The sequence below is a fragment of the Actinophytocola sp. genome (assembly GCF_045807065.1).
Lineage (GTDB): Bacteria > Actinomycetota > Actinomycetes > Mycobacteriales > Pseudonocardiaceae > Actinophytocola.
This window is the reverse complement of sequence record NZ_JBJMIE010000432.1, coordinates 1-14,110: the sequence shown is the minus strand read 5'-3', so window position 1 is coordinate 14,110 and position 14,110 is coordinate 1. Positions and strand designations below refer to the sequence as shown.

At 72.6% G+C, this 14,110-nt stretch carries 16 protein-coding genes and 1 pseudogene; 5 read left to right on the top strand and 12 right to left on the bottom strand.

The window, feature by feature from the left end:
* Positions 1–54: 54 nt before the first annotated feature.
* The 3 genes from ACJ73U_RS25350 to ACJ73U_RS25340 all read right to left on the bottom strand — a co-directional run bounded on the left by ACJ73U_RS25350 (position 55) and on the right by ACJ73U_RS25340 (position 2,201).
* Positions 55–927, bottom strand: coding sequence for an SAM-dependent methyltransferase (locus ACJ73U_RS25350; RefSeq protein WP_407780207.1), 873 nt, complete (start codon positions 925–927; stop codon positions 55–57).
* Positions 928–966: 39 nt separating this feature from the next.
* Entirely contained in the window at positions 967–1,824 is an 858-nt protein-coding gene (locus tag ACJ73U_RS25345) for a helix-turn-helix domain-containing protein (protein ID WP_407780206.1), read from the bottom strand.
* Between the two features lie 140 nt (positions 1,825–1,964).
* Complete coding sequence (locus ACJ73U_RS25340; protein WP_407780205.1) at positions 1,965–2,201, bottom strand: DUF397 domain-containing protein; 237 nt, start codon at positions 2,199–2,201, stop codon at positions 1,965–1,967.
* A 239-nt stretch (positions 2,202–2,440) separates the two neighbouring features.
* Between ACJ73U_RS25340 and ACJ73U_RS25335 the strand changes: the two genes are divergently transcribed.
* Positions 2,441–2,773: a hypothetical protein gene (locus ACJ73U_RS25335; RefSeq protein WP_407780204.1), complete on the top strand. Its 333-nt coding sequence runs from the start codon at positions 2,441–2,443 to the stop codon at positions 2,771–2,773.
* Between the two features lie 124 nt (positions 2,774–2,897).
* Here ACJ73U_RS25335 and ACJ73U_RS25330 read toward each other — a convergent pair whose 3' ends face one another.
* Entirely contained in the window at positions 2,898–3,170 is a 273-nt protein-coding gene (locus ACJ73U_RS25330; RefSeq protein ID WP_407780203.1) for a YbaB/EbfC family nucleoid-associated protein, read from the bottom strand.
* Positions 3,171–3,315: 145 nt separating this feature from the next.
* On the opposite strand from ACJ73U_RS25330, the pseudogene ACJ73U_RS25325 reads away from it, so the two are divergent.
* A pseudogene (locus tag ACJ73U_RS25325) lies at positions 3,316–4,158 on the top strand (glycosyltransferase 87 family protein); the annotation flags it as partial.
* A gap of 264 nt (positions 4,159–4,422) precedes the next feature.
* Here the strand turns inward: ACJ73U_RS25325 and ACJ73U_RS25320 are convergent.
* Genes ACJ73U_RS25320 through ACJ73U_RS25295 form a run of 6 tightly spaced genes read right to left on the bottom strand, consistent with a single transcriptional unit; the run spans position 4,423 to position 8,685 of the window.
* On the bottom strand, positions 4,423–5,520 hold the full coding sequence (locus ACJ73U_RS25320) for a cytochrome P450 (protein ID WP_407780202.1): 1,098 nt from the start codon (positions 5,518–5,520) through the stop codon (positions 4,423–4,425).
* Positions 5,517–6,575, bottom strand: coding sequence for a glycosyltransferase (locus ACJ73U_RS25315; protein WP_407780201.1), 1,059 nt, complete (start codon positions 6,573–6,575; stop codon positions 5,517–5,519). Before ACJ73U_RS25315 ends, ACJ73U_RS25320 begins: the two co-directional genes overlap by 4 nt.
* On the bottom strand, positions 6,563–7,180 hold the full coding sequence (locus ACJ73U_RS25310; RefSeq protein WP_407780200.1) for a lysophospholipid acyltransferase family protein: 618 nt from the start codon (positions 7,178–7,180) through the stop codon (positions 6,563–6,565). The genes ACJ73U_RS25315 and ACJ73U_RS25310 overlap by 13 nt, the downstream gene beginning before the upstream one ends.
* A complete protein-coding gene (locus ACJ73U_RS25305; protein WP_407780199.1) occupies positions 7,173–7,490 on the bottom strand; it encodes a lycopene cyclase domain-containing protein in 318 nt (105 codons plus the stop codon). The genes ACJ73U_RS25310 and ACJ73U_RS25305 overlap by 8 nt, the downstream gene beginning before the upstream one ends.
* Positions 7,480–7,782, bottom strand: coding sequence for a lycopene cyclase domain-containing protein (locus ACJ73U_RS25300; protein WP_407780198.1), 303 nt, complete (start codon positions 7,780–7,782; stop codon positions 7,480–7,482). The genes ACJ73U_RS25305 and ACJ73U_RS25300 overlap by 11 nt, the downstream gene beginning before the upstream one ends.
* A gap of 3 nt (positions 7,783–7,785) precedes the next feature.
* Positions 7,786–8,685 (bottom strand): phytoene/squalene synthase family protein, encoded by a 900-nt coding sequence (locus tag ACJ73U_RS25295; RefSeq protein WP_407780197.1) that lies wholly within the window; start codon positions 8,683–8,685, stop codon positions 7,786–7,788.
* A 71-nt stretch (positions 8,686–8,756) separates the two neighbouring features.
* On the opposite strand from ACJ73U_RS25295, the gene ACJ73U_RS25290 reads away from it, so the two are divergent.
* Genes ACJ73U_RS25290 through ACJ73U_RS25280 form a run of 3 tightly spaced genes read left to right on the top strand, consistent with a single transcriptional unit; the run spans position 8,757 to position 12,205 of the window.
* Positions 8,757–9,809, top strand: coding sequence for a polyprenyl synthetase family protein (locus tag ACJ73U_RS25290; RefSeq protein ID WP_407780227.1), 1,053 nt, complete (start codon positions 8,757–8,759; stop codon positions 9,807–9,809).
* 12 nt (positions 9,810–9,821) lie between these two features.
* The gene (crtI, locus tag ACJ73U_RS25285) at positions 9,822–11,303 is read left to right on the top strand and encodes a phytoene desaturase family protein (protein ID WP_407780196.1); all 1,482 of its coding nucleotides are present in this window, start codon (positions 9,822–9,824) and stop codon (positions 11,301–11,303) included.
* Positions 11,304–11,326: 23 nt separating this feature from the next.
* Positions 11,327–12,205, top strand: a complete 879-nt coding sequence (locus ACJ73U_RS25280) for a MerR family transcriptional regulator (protein WP_407780195.1) — start codon at positions 11,327–11,329, stop codon at positions 12,203–12,205.
* Positions 12,206–12,572: 367 nt separating this feature from the next.
* On the opposite strand, the gene ACJ73U_RS25275 is transcribed toward ACJ73U_RS25280, so the two are convergent.
* Positions 12,573–13,079 (bottom strand): MarR family winged helix-turn-helix transcriptional regulator, encoded by a 507-nt coding sequence (locus ACJ73U_RS25275; protein ID WP_407780194.1) that lies wholly within the window; start codon positions 13,077–13,079, stop codon positions 12,573–12,575.
* Positions 13,080–13,088: 9 nt separating this feature from the next.
* Entirely contained in the window at positions 13,089–13,946 is an 858-nt protein-coding gene (locus ACJ73U_RS25270) for an MBL fold metallo-hydrolase (RefSeq protein WP_407780193.1), read from the bottom strand.
* Positions 13,947–14,110 lie beyond the last annotated feature (164 nt).

Sequence of the window (14,110 nt, the reverse complement as noted above, 5' to 3'; positions counted from 1 at the left end):
CGAGGCGATGCGTTCTCGTGGGGGTGGTGGTCGCGTGCCCACCTGGGACAAGGATCAGGATCGCAACGGTTTGCGACCCACGCCCGCCCAGATCACGGCCTCGTTCGGCTTGTCGAACTCGATGGTCGGGGAGGTGGGGCCGGTTTCCTCGGGGTGCCAGGACGGGGTCCAGCCCATTCCCGGTGGGAGCAGCTCGAAGTCGCCGAACAGTTCGCGGATCTGGTCGTGCGAGCGCCAGATCACCGGGCTGCTGGACGTGTCGTACATCTGCTTCAGATCGACCAGCCGCTCCCCCACCTCCTCGGGCACGCCGTCGTCGGTGATGTGGGAGATGGCCAGGTACGAGCCGGGGGGGAGCAGCTCCCGGTAGCGGGCGATCGCGCGTGGTCCGACGTCGACGCCGTCCGCGTCGGGTTGCTGGACGTGCAGGACCGCGATCACCAGGAGTGCGATCGGCTGGTCGAGGTCGATGACGCCGGTCTCGATCACCTGCTGCCACAACCGGTCCGGGCTGCGCAGGTCCGCGTTGATCGCGGCGTGGCGTGCGGGGTCGCCGTCCTTCTCCAGCAGCACCTGGGAGTGCGCGACGGCGACCGGCTCGTGGTCGATGTAGACCACGTGCGAGTCCGGGGCCACCTCGTCGGCCACCTGGTGCGTGTTGCCCATCGTCGGCACGCCGGAGCCGATGTCCACGAACTGCTTGACGCCCTGGCGGACGAGGTGGCGCACGACCCGGTGCAGGAACAGCCGGTTGGCGATGGCGATCGGGCGGAGCAGGGGGAAGGTCGTCAGCACGCGTTCACCGAACTCGCGGTCGATCGCCCAGTTCGCGGTGCCGCCGAGGTACCAGTCGTACACGCGGGCGACGCTGGGGTGCTCGAGGTCGACCCCCTGGGGCGGGAAGGGGTCCTGCTCGGAGTCGGTCACGTACTGGTCCTTTCCACCGGCGAACGGTCTTCGTTTTGTTCAGACTTTGATCCGGGTGCGGAGGTCCTGGGCGAGCTTGTCCAGGAACTCCGCGGTCTCGCCGCGTTCGAGTGCCGCGCCGCGCAGCCGGTCCCACGCGTCGACGAACAGCTCGAAGTCGCCCTCGTCCTCGATGTAGACGCCGCCCGCCGCGTGCTCGACGAACACGAAGTCCTTGGTGGCGTCGGAGAACCGCATGATGGTGAAGTCGTTGGGCACGAACGAGAGCTTGCTGTCGAACGGCAGCAGGTGGATGAACGTCTTCGGGTAGCGCTGCTCCAGGTCGAGCAGGTGCTGCACCTGGTCGAGCGCCACGGACACGCTCGGACCGCCCGGCATCCGGCGCAGCGCGGCCTCGCCGAGGATGAACCGGTAGTACGGCGGCCGCTTGAGGTCGAAGACCTGCTTGCGTTCCAACCTGTTGCGCACCAACGAGGTGACGTCCGTCGCTCTGGCCTCGCCGAACTGCTTGAGCATGTAGTGCTCGGACTGCAGCGGCCCGGGAATGCGTTCGCCGTGCCAGCTGAGGATCTCCGAGGCGGCCGGTTCGAGGTCGGTGAAGGTGCGGAACCAGTGCGGCACCGCCGAGCGGTAACCCGACCACTGGCCGCGCTGGCCGGTGGCCCGGGCCAGTTCGGTCATCATGTCGACCTCGGTCTTGCTGGCCCCGAACGCGTCCAGCATCTGCTTGAGGTCGGCCTGCTTGACCGAGACGGCACCCGCCTCGATCTTGTTGATCTTCCCCTGGCCGCAGCCGAGCAGCTCGGCGACGTCCTGCTGGGTCATCCCCGCCGCCAGCCGGGCACGGCGGATCTCGTTGCCGAGTTGCCTGCGCCGCGACGTCACCGTGCTGGACACCGGGAATCTCCCGCTCTCGCTGAAGGAGCTGACGAGTCGATCACTTTAGCCCACTCGGACCACCGTGACGCCGGCGGCGGTCGACGTTCACCCGACCGGCCCCGCAACACGAGGATTAATCGCGTTGCGAGGCCGCGGGCCTACCGCTGCCGGAGCCGAGCGGACGTCATGGCGGCCAGGAACGACCGCCACTGCCCGCCGGAGAAGGTCAGCACGGGGCCGCCGCCCACCTTGCTGTCCCTGACTCCGACCACCACCCCCCGGGCTACGAGGTTCACCTCCACGCAGTTCCCCCCGTTCGGTCCACAGAATTCCGCCCTCCGCCAACCGTGCTCAGGAAAGGGCTTGCCGCTGGTCACCGGGTTGTCGACGTCCATGTCGCACTCCAGATCTTCTCCCCAGAGATCGACACTGCGCTTGACAGTGCGATTAATCATCCACCAGGATTAATCGCACTGCAACCCATGGAGGTGAAACGGTGTCGGAAGTCGCGGGACGGGTACCGGCCACTGTCGAATTCCTCCCAGCAGCAAGACCGTTCGCCCCCACTGACCTCGGTCTGTGCGACGGCGCGCCCGGCGCGCACGTGCCACCATCGGTTGATTATTCCGAACCCGTGGTACTCCTCGGCCGGCTCAAGCCCGGTACCGCGCTGGAATCCCGCCGCGTCGTGCACGTGTTCCCACTCCTGCCCGACGCCCAGGCGCTCGCGGTGCTGACCCCGCTCTGCGGAGAACGGCTCCCGGTCGAGGACATGCAGTGGCTGCCCGGCATGACCGGCATGCCGTGCGAGCCCTGTCTGATGCGCAACGGCCGTGCCGCGACGCAGGCTCCCCCGTGCGGGTTCGGCACGCCGCCGCCCCCGAGGCGCGATCCCACCGTCTCCGCCTACCAGCGGCGGCTTCTGGGCGGCACGGCACCCTCGGCGGGCCCCGACCTGACCTGGTGAACCCTGGCGCGCCGCCAGGCCAGATCAAGGAGCCGGGTCCCGTCAAGGAAAGGTGAAGTCGCCTCCGCGGTAGTCCGTGCCCGCCGCCACGAAACAGAGCCGATCTGGGCGGCCGGCGGCCGGCTCAACTTCCTGCCGTGTGCATGGACGTTTCCGCCAGGATTTTCGCGACGTGCGCCGAACAGCGGGACTGCGCCTTGCGCGTCGCCTCCATCACACTCGCCGCGATGTCGGCCGGGCCCAGCTCGCGCACCCCGTCGCTCATCGCGATACCGGTCGGAATGCCGTTGGCGCCAACGGTCACACTGACCGGTCCCACCGTCTCGGTGATGCTGAGCCGCGCCAGGCGCTCGGACACCTCCTGAGCACGAGCGGTGTCGGACAGCGGGTCGGACATCTACGACTCCCGAATCGGCCGGCATTCCTTCACCCGACAATACGAGCAACCAGCGTTCGGCGGCCAAGCCCGCTCACAGGTCCAACACAGCTGGGTGTGGTCGGATCTGCCCGTGGAGCTGACGAACTCACGCACCGTTCCCGCCATGGTCGCCGCCGCTCTCGCCGTGGCGCTGGCGGTCGTGATCAGAGTGGAGCTGTTCGACTTCCAGTCCAGCGACTACCGGGCGTTCGTCGCCCAGTGGTACGAGTTCATCAAGTCCAACGGCGGCTTCGCCGCGCTGCGCTACCAGTTCGCCGACTACAACGAGCCCTACCTCTACCTGATCGCGTTGCTCACCTACCTGCCGGTGCCCGTCCTCGCCGGCGTCAAGACCATCTCCGTCCTCGGCGACCTGCTGCTCGCGTTCTTCGTGTACAGGCTGGTCGCGCTCAGGTACCCCCGCGACTGGACGGCCTTCGCCGCGGCCGCGGTGGTCGCGCTGCTGCCGACGGTCGTCATGAACGGCGCCATGTGGGGCCAGTGCGACTCGATCTACGCCGCGTTCGGCGTCGGTGGGCTGTACTTCGCCGTGCGCTCCCGGCCCTGGCTGGCGTGCGTGTTCTTCGGGCTGGCACTGGCGTTCAAGCTGCAGGCCATCTTCCTGCTGCCCGTCCTCGCCGTGCTCGTGCTGCGGCGCAGGGTGCCGTGGCTCGCGCTCCTGGCCGTCCCGGCCACCGTGGTGGCCCTGGACCTTCCCGCGCTCCTGGCCGGCGCGAGCCCCGCGGACCTGCTGTCCGTCTACGTCAACCAGACGGGCGAGTACTCACAGCTGACGTTGAACGCGGCCAACGTCTACCAGCTCCTCGACTTCGGCACCGGCACCGGGATCGTTCGGAACATCGCCATCCTGGTCACCGGCGAGCTGGTGGCCGGCCTGGTCCTCTACGCGGTGACCAGGCGGACGCCGCTGACCACCGCCCGCACCGTGCTGCTCGGCGCGGTGTTCGTGGTCCTCATCCCGTTCTTCCTGCCCGCGATGCACGAGCGGTACTTCTACCTGGCCGACGTGCTGTCCGTCGTCGTCGCGTTCCACCTGCCCCGCCGCCTGTGGCCGGTCCCCGTCCTGGTCCAGTTCGCGTCGGCGTTGTCCTACGTCCCCTTCCTCTCCCAGAACGGCCGCGACGACGGGAGTCCCCCGGTGCCCTTCTGGCTCCTCGCACTGGCCGTGCTGGCCGCCCTCGTGCTGCTGGCGTGGGAGCTGTTCGCGGACTCAGCGAGCGGAGAGCCAGAGCGGACCCCGGGGGTACAACGTGATCCCGGTGCGCAGGGACGCGTCGCCGCCGCACCGGACCAGGTCGCCGGTGCCGAACGCGGACAGGGCGGTGCGCAGCATCAGCCGGGCGAGGTGGGCGCCCAGGCAGGTGCGCCGGCCCGCCGCGAACGGTAGGTAGCCCCAGGCGGGCTTGGGCCGGCCGGGCAGGAACCGGTCCGGTGACTGCCACAGGTCCGGGTCGCGATGGGTGAGGTAGGGCGAGTACAGCACCATCGTGCCGGCGGGCACGGCCACGCCGGCGACCGTGACGTCGCGGACCGCGACCCGGCTGCCGATCCAGCCGGCCGGGTACAGCCGCAGCACCTCGTCGAGCACCTCGTCGACCGCGTCGGCGTGCTGGTACTCGGGCATGGCGGCCAGCTGCCACAGCGCCAGCGCCAGCGTGTGGGCGGTCGTGTCGTAGCCGGCGGCGAGGGCGACCCGCAGCTCCTCGACCACGGCGCCGGTGCCGGCGAGCGCGGCCGGCAGGCTGCCGGCCGGCGGGTCGGCCACCGCGTGGGCGATCGCCCGCCCGACCCGGTGGAACAGCCACGGCCGCGGCAGCAGCGGGTGCGGCGCGGGCCGGTCCAGCGGCGCGACGAACGCCGCGAGCAGCCGGTCAGGCACCCGGTCGGCGAACAGGACCGCGTTGAGCATCCGCCGGACCGTCCGCGCGGACCACGCGACGGCGTCGAACGGTCCGGCCGGCACCTCGACCAGCTCCCGCAGCCGCGTGCCGGCCAGCGCGCGGAAGCTGAAGTGCGGGTTGAGCATGCGGCGCCGGGCGTCGTGCGCCGGCACGTCGGTGTGGACGACGCCGCCGGACAGGTAGGGCGTGAGCCCGGACAGGCTGCCGCGGCTGCGGAACGTCTCCAGGTCGCCGAGCACCGCGCGGTTCCACTCCGGCCGGTAGCCCACCACGGCACGGCGCCACAGCCGCAGCTCGAAGACCGACCCCCGGCGGGCGCCGTCCTCGAGCAGTGCCAGCGGGTCGCTGACCCACCGCCACAGGTGGCCGAGGGCCGGGGTGCGGGCGGGCCGGGGCAACCTGGTCACGGGTAGGTCCGCCCCTTCCAGCGGGCGGTGCCGCGCAGGGCCACGGCGACCACGGGCAGGACCGCGGGCGCGGTCACCGGCACCAGCAGGGCCTCCAGGTAGCCGCGCCGCCCGGTCTTGGCGACGGCCAGCACGCGTTGCGCGAGGCCGAGCGCCGCCGCCCACCGCCATGCCCGGCTCCCCCGGCGCAGCCAGGGCAGGCTGTAGGCCGCGAACTGCCACGCCGCGCCGGCCAGTAGCCACCGCCGCCGTCCGGCGTGCAGGCTCCTGCCGAAGCCGCGCACCGCGTCGCGATAACCGGTGTACATCCGCGTGCCGACCAGGTCTCCGCCCAGCGCGAGGCCGAGCTTGAGCCCCCGCGCACGCGTCCGGCGGGCGAGCGCGAGGTCCTCGACGATCGACCCGGCGACCGCGGCGTGGCCGCCGATCCGCTCGTACGCCCCGCGAGCGAAGGCGAGCAGCTGGCCGTTGGCCGTGGCGGCGCCCGGCACCGGGGCGTCGAGCAGCGGGTGCGGCAGGAACCCCAGCAGCGTCTCGTCGACCAGCGGCACCAGCAGCCGCTCCCCCACGGTTCCCGTGTGCTGGCGGGGGAACACCGAGAACACGTCGGCGCGCTGCGCGTGGATCTGCTGGTGCACGGCGGACAACGCGCCGGGGGCGAGAGTGACGTCCGCGTCGCAGAACACCAGCAGGTCACCGGTGGCCGCGCCGGCCAGCTGGTGGCAGGCCCAGTTCTTGCCGACCCAGCCGGGTGGCGGTGGCGTGCCGGTGACCAGCCGCACCCGGCCGTCCCGCTCGGCGAACGCCGCGACCACCGCGGCGGTGCCGTCCCGGGAGCCGTCGTCGAGGACCAGGATCTCGGCGGCCGGCTGGGCGAGCAGTCCGGGCAGGGTGCCGCGCAGCGTCTCCGCCTCGTCCCGGGCGGGCACCAGGATGGACGTCCGCGGCCCCGGCCGGCCGGGCGCGCGCAGGACCGGGAAGGCCGCGAGGTTGACGACCAGCCCGGCGGTCTTGACCAGGTGGAAGCCGAGCACGACCGCGCTCAGCGCGCCCATCGCTCCTCCCAGCTGCGGCGTCCGGCGAGCACCGGCAGGAACGTCGGCAGCGGACTGCGCGGGTCGGTGCCGGCGACGAGCCGGTCGAGCCGGTCCAGTTCGGTGCCGAGCCCTTGGCCGAGAGCCGACGAATCCACTGTGGACAGCGAGACGTAGGCCTCCGGCGCCTGGTGGCCACGGAGGACGACCCGCGTGGCCGCCGCGCACACCGGCACCCCCGCCGTCCGCGCGTACCAGGCGGCCCCGCCGGACAGCGGCCCGAGCGGTCCGGCCGGCCGCAGCCCGCCCTCGGGGAAGATCACGAGCACCCGGCCGGCACCCAGGTGGTCGAGCCCCCGGCGCAGCTCCCGGGTGCCGAAGGCGCTCAGCAGCCGGGCGACCCGGAACCGGCGGAGGTTGTCCTGGTCCATCAACACGCACGGCGCACGGCCCAGGCGGCCGAGGACCACCGCGGCCACGAACGGGTCCCACCAGCTGTGGTGGTTGGCGGCCCAGACGAACGGGCCCTCGGGCGGCACGCCGCGCCGCCACACGCCACGCAACCCGTGCCGCACCAGGTGCTCGCCGGCCAGGCGCACCGGTGTCGGTATCGCCGGGCTAGGCATCATCGTCCTCCCGCGGCCGGGAACGGACCCACAGCAGCAGGGTCAGGGTCACGAGCGCGAACCCGAAGCCGAAGTCCTCGACCGGGATGCGCCACAGCCGCACCCCGGACGACGCCCGCGCGCTGTAGCCGACCACCGGGTCGGCGCCCGCGGTGAGCCAGCCGTCCACCAGGACCTGGAACGCCAGCACGATCGCCAGCGCCACCCAGAACCGGCGCTCCCGCAGCAGACCCGTGCGCAACACCAGCAGTTCGAGCGCCACGACGGCCACGGGGGCGACCACGGCGGCGGCGGTGTACTCACCGGGCACGGCCGCGCCGCAGGGTCTCGTAGGTCAGCAGGGCGCAGGTCGGGACCACCAGGAAGAACAGCCACTCCTCGACCGGCAGCCCCAGGATCCGCACGCCGAGGGTGAAGCGGTGGGAGAACCACCAGTGCCCGCGCAGGGTCGCGACCACGTCCCAGGTGGCGAACGCCGCGAGCACCGGCAGCAGCGTGCCGGCCAGCCGCAGCGGCCGCCGGTAGACCCGCGCGAGCGGCTCCAGCGGCAGCGTGACCACGAGACAGGCGAGCAGCACGGCCAGGTACCGCAGCGAGTCCACGGTTCACCGTCCACTCAGGACCGGCGTGCCCGGCCGGGTGAGCACGCACCGCAGGGCGACGCCGAGCCGTTGCCAGTTCGGCACCGTGGCGCGGCGGCGGAACACGTCGTACCCCGCGGCCTCGATCTCCCGCAGGATGCCGCTGTAGAGGTGGTACGCGGCGCGGATGCACGCCTGCGAACCCGGCGCCAGCATGGGGATCCCCGGCGCCGCGAGGGCGTAGTGCGACCAGGCGCGCCGCACCTCGTACTCGATCAGTGCCCGCACGGCGGGCGGCGCCTGTCTCGCGGCCGCCGCCGCGACCAGGTCCGCCCGGGTCACGCCGAAGCGGTCGAGGTCCTCCGCCGGCAGGTAGACCCGGCCGCGGTCGAGGTCCTCCGCGACGTCCCGGACGAAGTTGGTGAGCTGGAAGGCGAGCCCGAGCTGGCGGGCGGGTTCGCGGGCCGCGGCGGGGTCGCCGGACTGCAGGATCGGCAGCATCATCGTGCCGATCGCGGCCGCCGAACCGTCCATGTAGGACAGCAGGTCGGCGTAGGTGTCGTACTCGGTCACGGTGAGGTCCATCGCCATGGACTTCAGGAAGACCTCGAAGTCCATGGTGTCGAGCCCGAAGACGGCGACGGTGTGCAGCACGGCCGGCAGCAGCGGATCGTCCACCGCCTCGCCACGCAGCCCGGCCAGGAACCGGTCCGCCCAGTCCCGCAGCAGGCGTTCCCGCTCGCTCGCCGGGCGGTCGGCGGTGCTGTCCACGATCTCGTCGGCGTAGCGGGTGAACCCGTACAACGCGTGCACGTGCCGCCGCTTCCACGCGGGGAGCAGCCGGGTGGCCAGGTAGTAGGTGCGGCCGTGCCGCCGGTGTAACAGCCGGCAGCGTTCATAGGCGAGCGAGAGGTCGTCGTGCACACCCTGACCCTAAATCGACGCACGAAACGACGCAACAGGTGGACTTGGGTTACGCTCTGGCCGTGACGACGATGGTGGACGGGGCCGCGGCGGTCGACCGCGTCCTCGGTGAGTTCCTCGACGAGAAGACACATGAGCTCCGCACGGTGGATGTCACGCTCCACGCGCTGGCCAGGGTCGCACGGGAGGCCGCGCTCGGCGGAGGCAAGCGTTTGCGCTCGACCTTCGCCTACTGGGGCTGGCGGGGCGTGGCCGGACCGGGCGCGCCGCTCGCGCCGGTGCTGCCGGCGCTGGCCGCGTTCGAGCTGCTGCACGCGTTCGCGCTGGTCCATGACGACGTGATGGACGACTCGCCGACGCGGCGCGGCAGGCCGAGCGCGCACGTGGCGCTGGCCGCCTGGCACGCGCGGAGCGGCCTGGTCGGCGACGCCACGGGGTTCGGCCGGTCGGCCGCGATACTCGTCGGGGACCTGTGCCTGGTGTGGGCCGACGAGCTGATCGCCTCGGCCGGGGTGCCCGGCGACGTCGTGCTCGCGGCGCGGCGGGTGTACGACCGGATGCGGGTGGACACGATCTCCGGCCAGTTCCTCGACCTGGTCGGCGAGGCCTCCCGCGTGTGGTCGCTCGACCGCGCCGAGCTGGTGACCCGGCTCAAGACCGCGTGCTACACGGTGGTGGGCCCGCTGCTGTTCGGCGCGGAGCTGTCCGAGTACGCCGACCAGGCGGTGAAGCGGGCCTACGCCCGGTACGGGATGGCGGTCGGCGAGGCCTTCCAGCTGCGCGACGACCTGCTCGACGCCTACGGCGACCCGGCCGTGACGGGCAAGCCGGCCGGCGCGGACCTGCGCCGGGGCAAGCCGACCCCGTTGCTGGAGCTGGCCAGGACCATGGCCGACGGGCGGCAGCGCACCGAGCTCGAACGGGAGCTGGCTCGCGGCGCGGACGCCGAGCCGGGCCGGCTGGCCAGGCTCGTGCGGTGGACGGGCGCGGCGGACCGGGTCGAGGAGATGATCGCCGACCGCGTCGCGCAGGCGCACGCCGCGCTCGCCGACGCGCCGATCGAACCGGACGGCCGGCACGAGCTCGCCCGCCTCGCCCGCACCGCCACCAGCCGAGCAGCCTGACAGGAGAACGCGATGCGCACGGTGACCGGACCTACCGACAACGTGGTGGTGGTCGGCGCGGGCCTGGGCGGCCTGACCTGCGCACTGCACCTGGCCGGCGCGGGCCGCCGGGTGACGGTGCTGGAGCGCGCGGCGGTGCCCGGCGGCCGGGCGGGCCTGCTCGAACGTGACGGGTACCGCTTCGACACCGGCCCGACGGTGCTGACCATGCCCGAGCTGATCGACCGCGCCTTCGACGCGGTCGGCGAACGGCTGGCCGACTGGGTCGAGCTGACACCCGTCGACCCGGCCTACCGGGCCTGGTTCCCGGACGGCTCCAGCCTCGACGTCATCGCCGACCCGCTCCGGATGGCGGCGGAGATCTCCCAGCTGTGCGGTCCGCGCGAGGCCGACGGCTACCTCCGGTACGTCGAGTACGCGCGCCGGATGTGGCGGCTGCAGCGCGACGACTTCATCGACCGCAACCTGGACCGGTTCACCGACCTGCTGACCCCGAACCTGGCGCGGCTCGTCGCACTGGGCGGCCTCGGCCGGCTGCAGCCGAGGGTGGACCGGTACCTGCGCGACCCGCGCACGCGGCGGCTGTTCTCGTTCCAGGCCCTCTACGCCGGGCTCGCGCCGCACCGGGCGCTGGCGCTGTACTCGGTCATCTCGTACCTGGACACGGTGGCGGGCGTGTGGTTCCCGCGCGGCGGGATCCACGCGGTGCCGCGGGCGATGGCCGACGCCGCGAGCAAGCACGGCGTCGACCTCAGGTACGGGACCACGGTGGACCGGGTCGAGGTCCGGCACGGGCGCGCGGTCGGCGTGTGCACCACGGACGGCGAGCACGTACCCGCCGACGTGGTCGTGCTCAACCCGGACCTGCCGGTGGCCTACGGCGAGCTGCTGCCGGCGCCGGTACCGCGCCGGATCCGGCGGCTGCGGTACTCGCCGTCCTGCGTCGTGCTCCACCTCGGTTCCCGGGCCGAGCACCGCCGCCTCGCCCACCACAACATCCTGTTCGGCCGGGCCTGGCGGCGCAGCTTCGACGAGGTGACCAGCGGGCGACAGCTGATGTCCGACCCGTCCCTGCTGCTGACCAACCCCAGCAACGCCGACCCGACCCTCGCGCCACCGGGCCGCCACACGTACTACCTGCTGGCCCCGGTGCCCAACCTGGCGCGGCCGGGCCTGAACTGGCGGAACGGCCTGGCGGAGCGGTACGCGGACGAGCTGGTCGGCGTGGTGGAACAGCGCGGCTGGGCCGGGTTCGGCGCGGCGGTCGAGACGCGGGAGGTCGTCACCCCGGCCGACTGGCTCGACGCCGGCATGGCGGCCGGCACGCCGTTCGCCGCGGCCCACACGCTGGCGCAGACCGGACCGATGCGGCCCGCCACCCTGCACCCGGGGCTGTCGAACGTGGTGTTCGTGGGCTCGGGCACCCAACCCGGAGTCGGGATACCGATGGTCGTGATCTCGGGCCGGCTCGCTGCTGCCAGAATCACGGGATAGGCCACGGCACGAGGACCGAGTGGATGCGCGACGAACTGCAGAGCGCCGGCGAGGTCGCCCGCCGGCTCGGCATCGCCGTCACCACCCTGCGCACCTGGCACCAGCGCTACGACCTCGGGCCGAGCCACCACGAGGCCGGGCGGCACCGCCGCTACACACCCGAGGACGTCACCCGCCTCGACACCATGCGGCGGCTCACCGCGCAGGGCGTGCCCGCCGCGACCGCCGCGCGGATCGCACGCGGCTCCCCCACCACCGCGGGCCGGGACGGCGGTGGGCACACCGTTCCGGTCGGCCGTGCCGGCGCCGCCGCCCGCGGTCTCGCCCGCGCCGCGATGCGGCTGGACCAGTCCGCCATGCGCACCGCGCTCGACGAAGCCATCGCCACCCACGGCGTGGTGTCCACGTGGGACGACGTCGTCCGCCCGGTGCTGCACGGCATCGGCGAGAGACACGCCCGCACCAGGACCATGGTCGAGGTCGAGCACGTGCTGTCCCGCGCGGTCTCCGAGGCACTGAGCGCGGTCCGTCCCCCGACCGGGAACGCCACGGTGCTACTGGCCTGCACCGACGAAGAACAGCACGGCCTGCCCCTGGAGGCCCTGGTGGCCGCCCTGGCCGAGACGGGACGGGCGAGCAGGCTGCTGGGCCCGCGCGTGCCTGCCGACGCCCTGCTCGCGGCCGTGCGCCGCACCGGGCCGCGCGGCATCGTCCTGTGGTCACAGACCCCGGCCACCGCCGACGTGGGGCAACTGGAGACCCTGCTGGACCACCGTCCCGCCCCGCTCGTGATCGTCGCCGCCGGCCCGGGCTGGCACACCTCGGCCCTTCCTCCCACGGTCCGCAACCCCCGCACGCTCACCGAGGCACTCCAGCTCCTCACCGAGGTACCGCGCGACTGAAATCCTTCTCGGCAGCGGAATCCGCACCCCGCACACGTGACAGTGCCGGTGCGACGAAGGAACTCCCGGCCGGAACTCGTTGCCACTACCGCATGTGCCGGTACCGGCGCTCCCGTGGCACGTGCGGTCCTGGCGTGGAGCCGCGAGATCGTCGATCCGGCGTTGCGGACCGCTGTGGACGGTCTCACCGATCCCTCTCGGCGGATCGTCGGCTGCGCCCGTAGGACAGGCCCGGCCGGGGAAGAGGTACGGCTCTCCGCTACCGAGCACCCGCACCGACACCCCGTCGGACTCGCGGCCGGCGCCGCCACCGCTCGACAGCATCGCCTGGTGGTGGAGCCAACTCTCCCGATGACACCGGTGCCGGCTAGAGACAGGATCCGCTGTCCTCGCTGTCGCCGATGATCGCGACCAGCATGCGCCGGAAGAGGTCGACCTGCTCCTCGCTGAACCCGCCGAGGGCCGCGCCCTCGACGCTCGCGCCCGCCGTCGCGACCCGTGCGCGTACGGCGCGGCCGGACTCGGTGCACTTCGGGATCCTCCGGCGGCGGTCACGCGGGTCGTTGTGGCGCACGACGAGGCCCATCCGCTCCAACCGGTCCAACTGGACCATCAGCGTGGTCTTGTCCAGGCCCAACGACTTTCCCAGCTCGATCTGCGTGCGGTCCGGGTACAGGTCGATGGCGCTCAGCACGATGTAGTCGCGGAGCCGGATGCCGTGCTGTTCGGCCTGTTCGTCGGTGAGAGCACGCATGTGTTGCGCCGCGCGGTGCAGCAGCCAGGTGATCTCCGAGTCGACCGAGGGCAGCAGGCGGCTGCCGTCGTCGTCGTTCCGCGTCGCGCGTGACTCCGTCGCAGAGGGCTGACTCCGCATGCGGCAACCCTACGCGCGCTCACCGAGGACCGGCGGCAGCCGTGGGATCCCGTCGTAGGCGGCGCGGTCGTGGGCGGGGACGATGTCCATGAGACCGGCCAGCGAGATCAGGCGGAGCAACCCCGCGCGCACCCGGCCGGGATCGACGTCGGCCAGCACGCGCATCAGCAGCGGCCGGTCGACCCGGCGCGTGATGGCGTCGAGCTGCCACGCCAGGTCGCCGATGAAGGCGTAACGCCGGTCACCCGGCACCGCGACGAAGACGATCACCGAGCCGGCCGTGTGACCGCCGGCGGGAACGATGACGACCGACCCGTCGCCGTAGACGTCCACACTCGACGGGAAGCCGAGGTACGGGGGTCCGTCGAGTTCGTACCGGTGGAGCTCGTGTCCAGCGGCGACGGCGCGGAACACCGCCCCGTCGGACCGCTCGGTGGCGTGTCGCAGCTCGCTCTCGTTGATCCAGATGGGCACCGGGAGCTGGTCGAGGCCGCTCACGTGGTCCCAGTGGCAGTGCGTCAACACCACGCCGCGGAGCCCGCCGAGGTCGTAGCCACAGGCGTCGAGCTGCTCCCGCGCGGTGCTGGTCACCCGGTACGGAGCACGCGCGAGCCGCGGTTGGGCCAGCATGTGCGCGGCGACCCCGGCGCCGAAACCCGCGTCGATCAGGAGGTCGCCCTTCGGGTGCCGCACCAGGACGGCCGTCGCGGCGAACTGCCGCTTGTCCCTGAACGATCCGCCCCGGAACGCGAGGGCCGCCCTGGTCTCGTAGGTGCCGGTAGGTAGCTGGTACAGGGCCATGCCCGCGGGCGGCGCGGCCGCCGGGAGCGGTTGCGACCACGCGGCAGGCGCGGGAAGAGGTGCCATGCCCAGATCGTACGATCCGAGATAATCTCAATCAAGACGATTGCCGGGAGGGACCTTCGTCCGAGCGGGCAGCCGCCACGAACTGCTGTGCCAGGACGGCCGCTACGCCGAGTCCTGGCACGCCTCCCGGACACCCTCGGCACGGTAACTCCACGGCGGCGGGT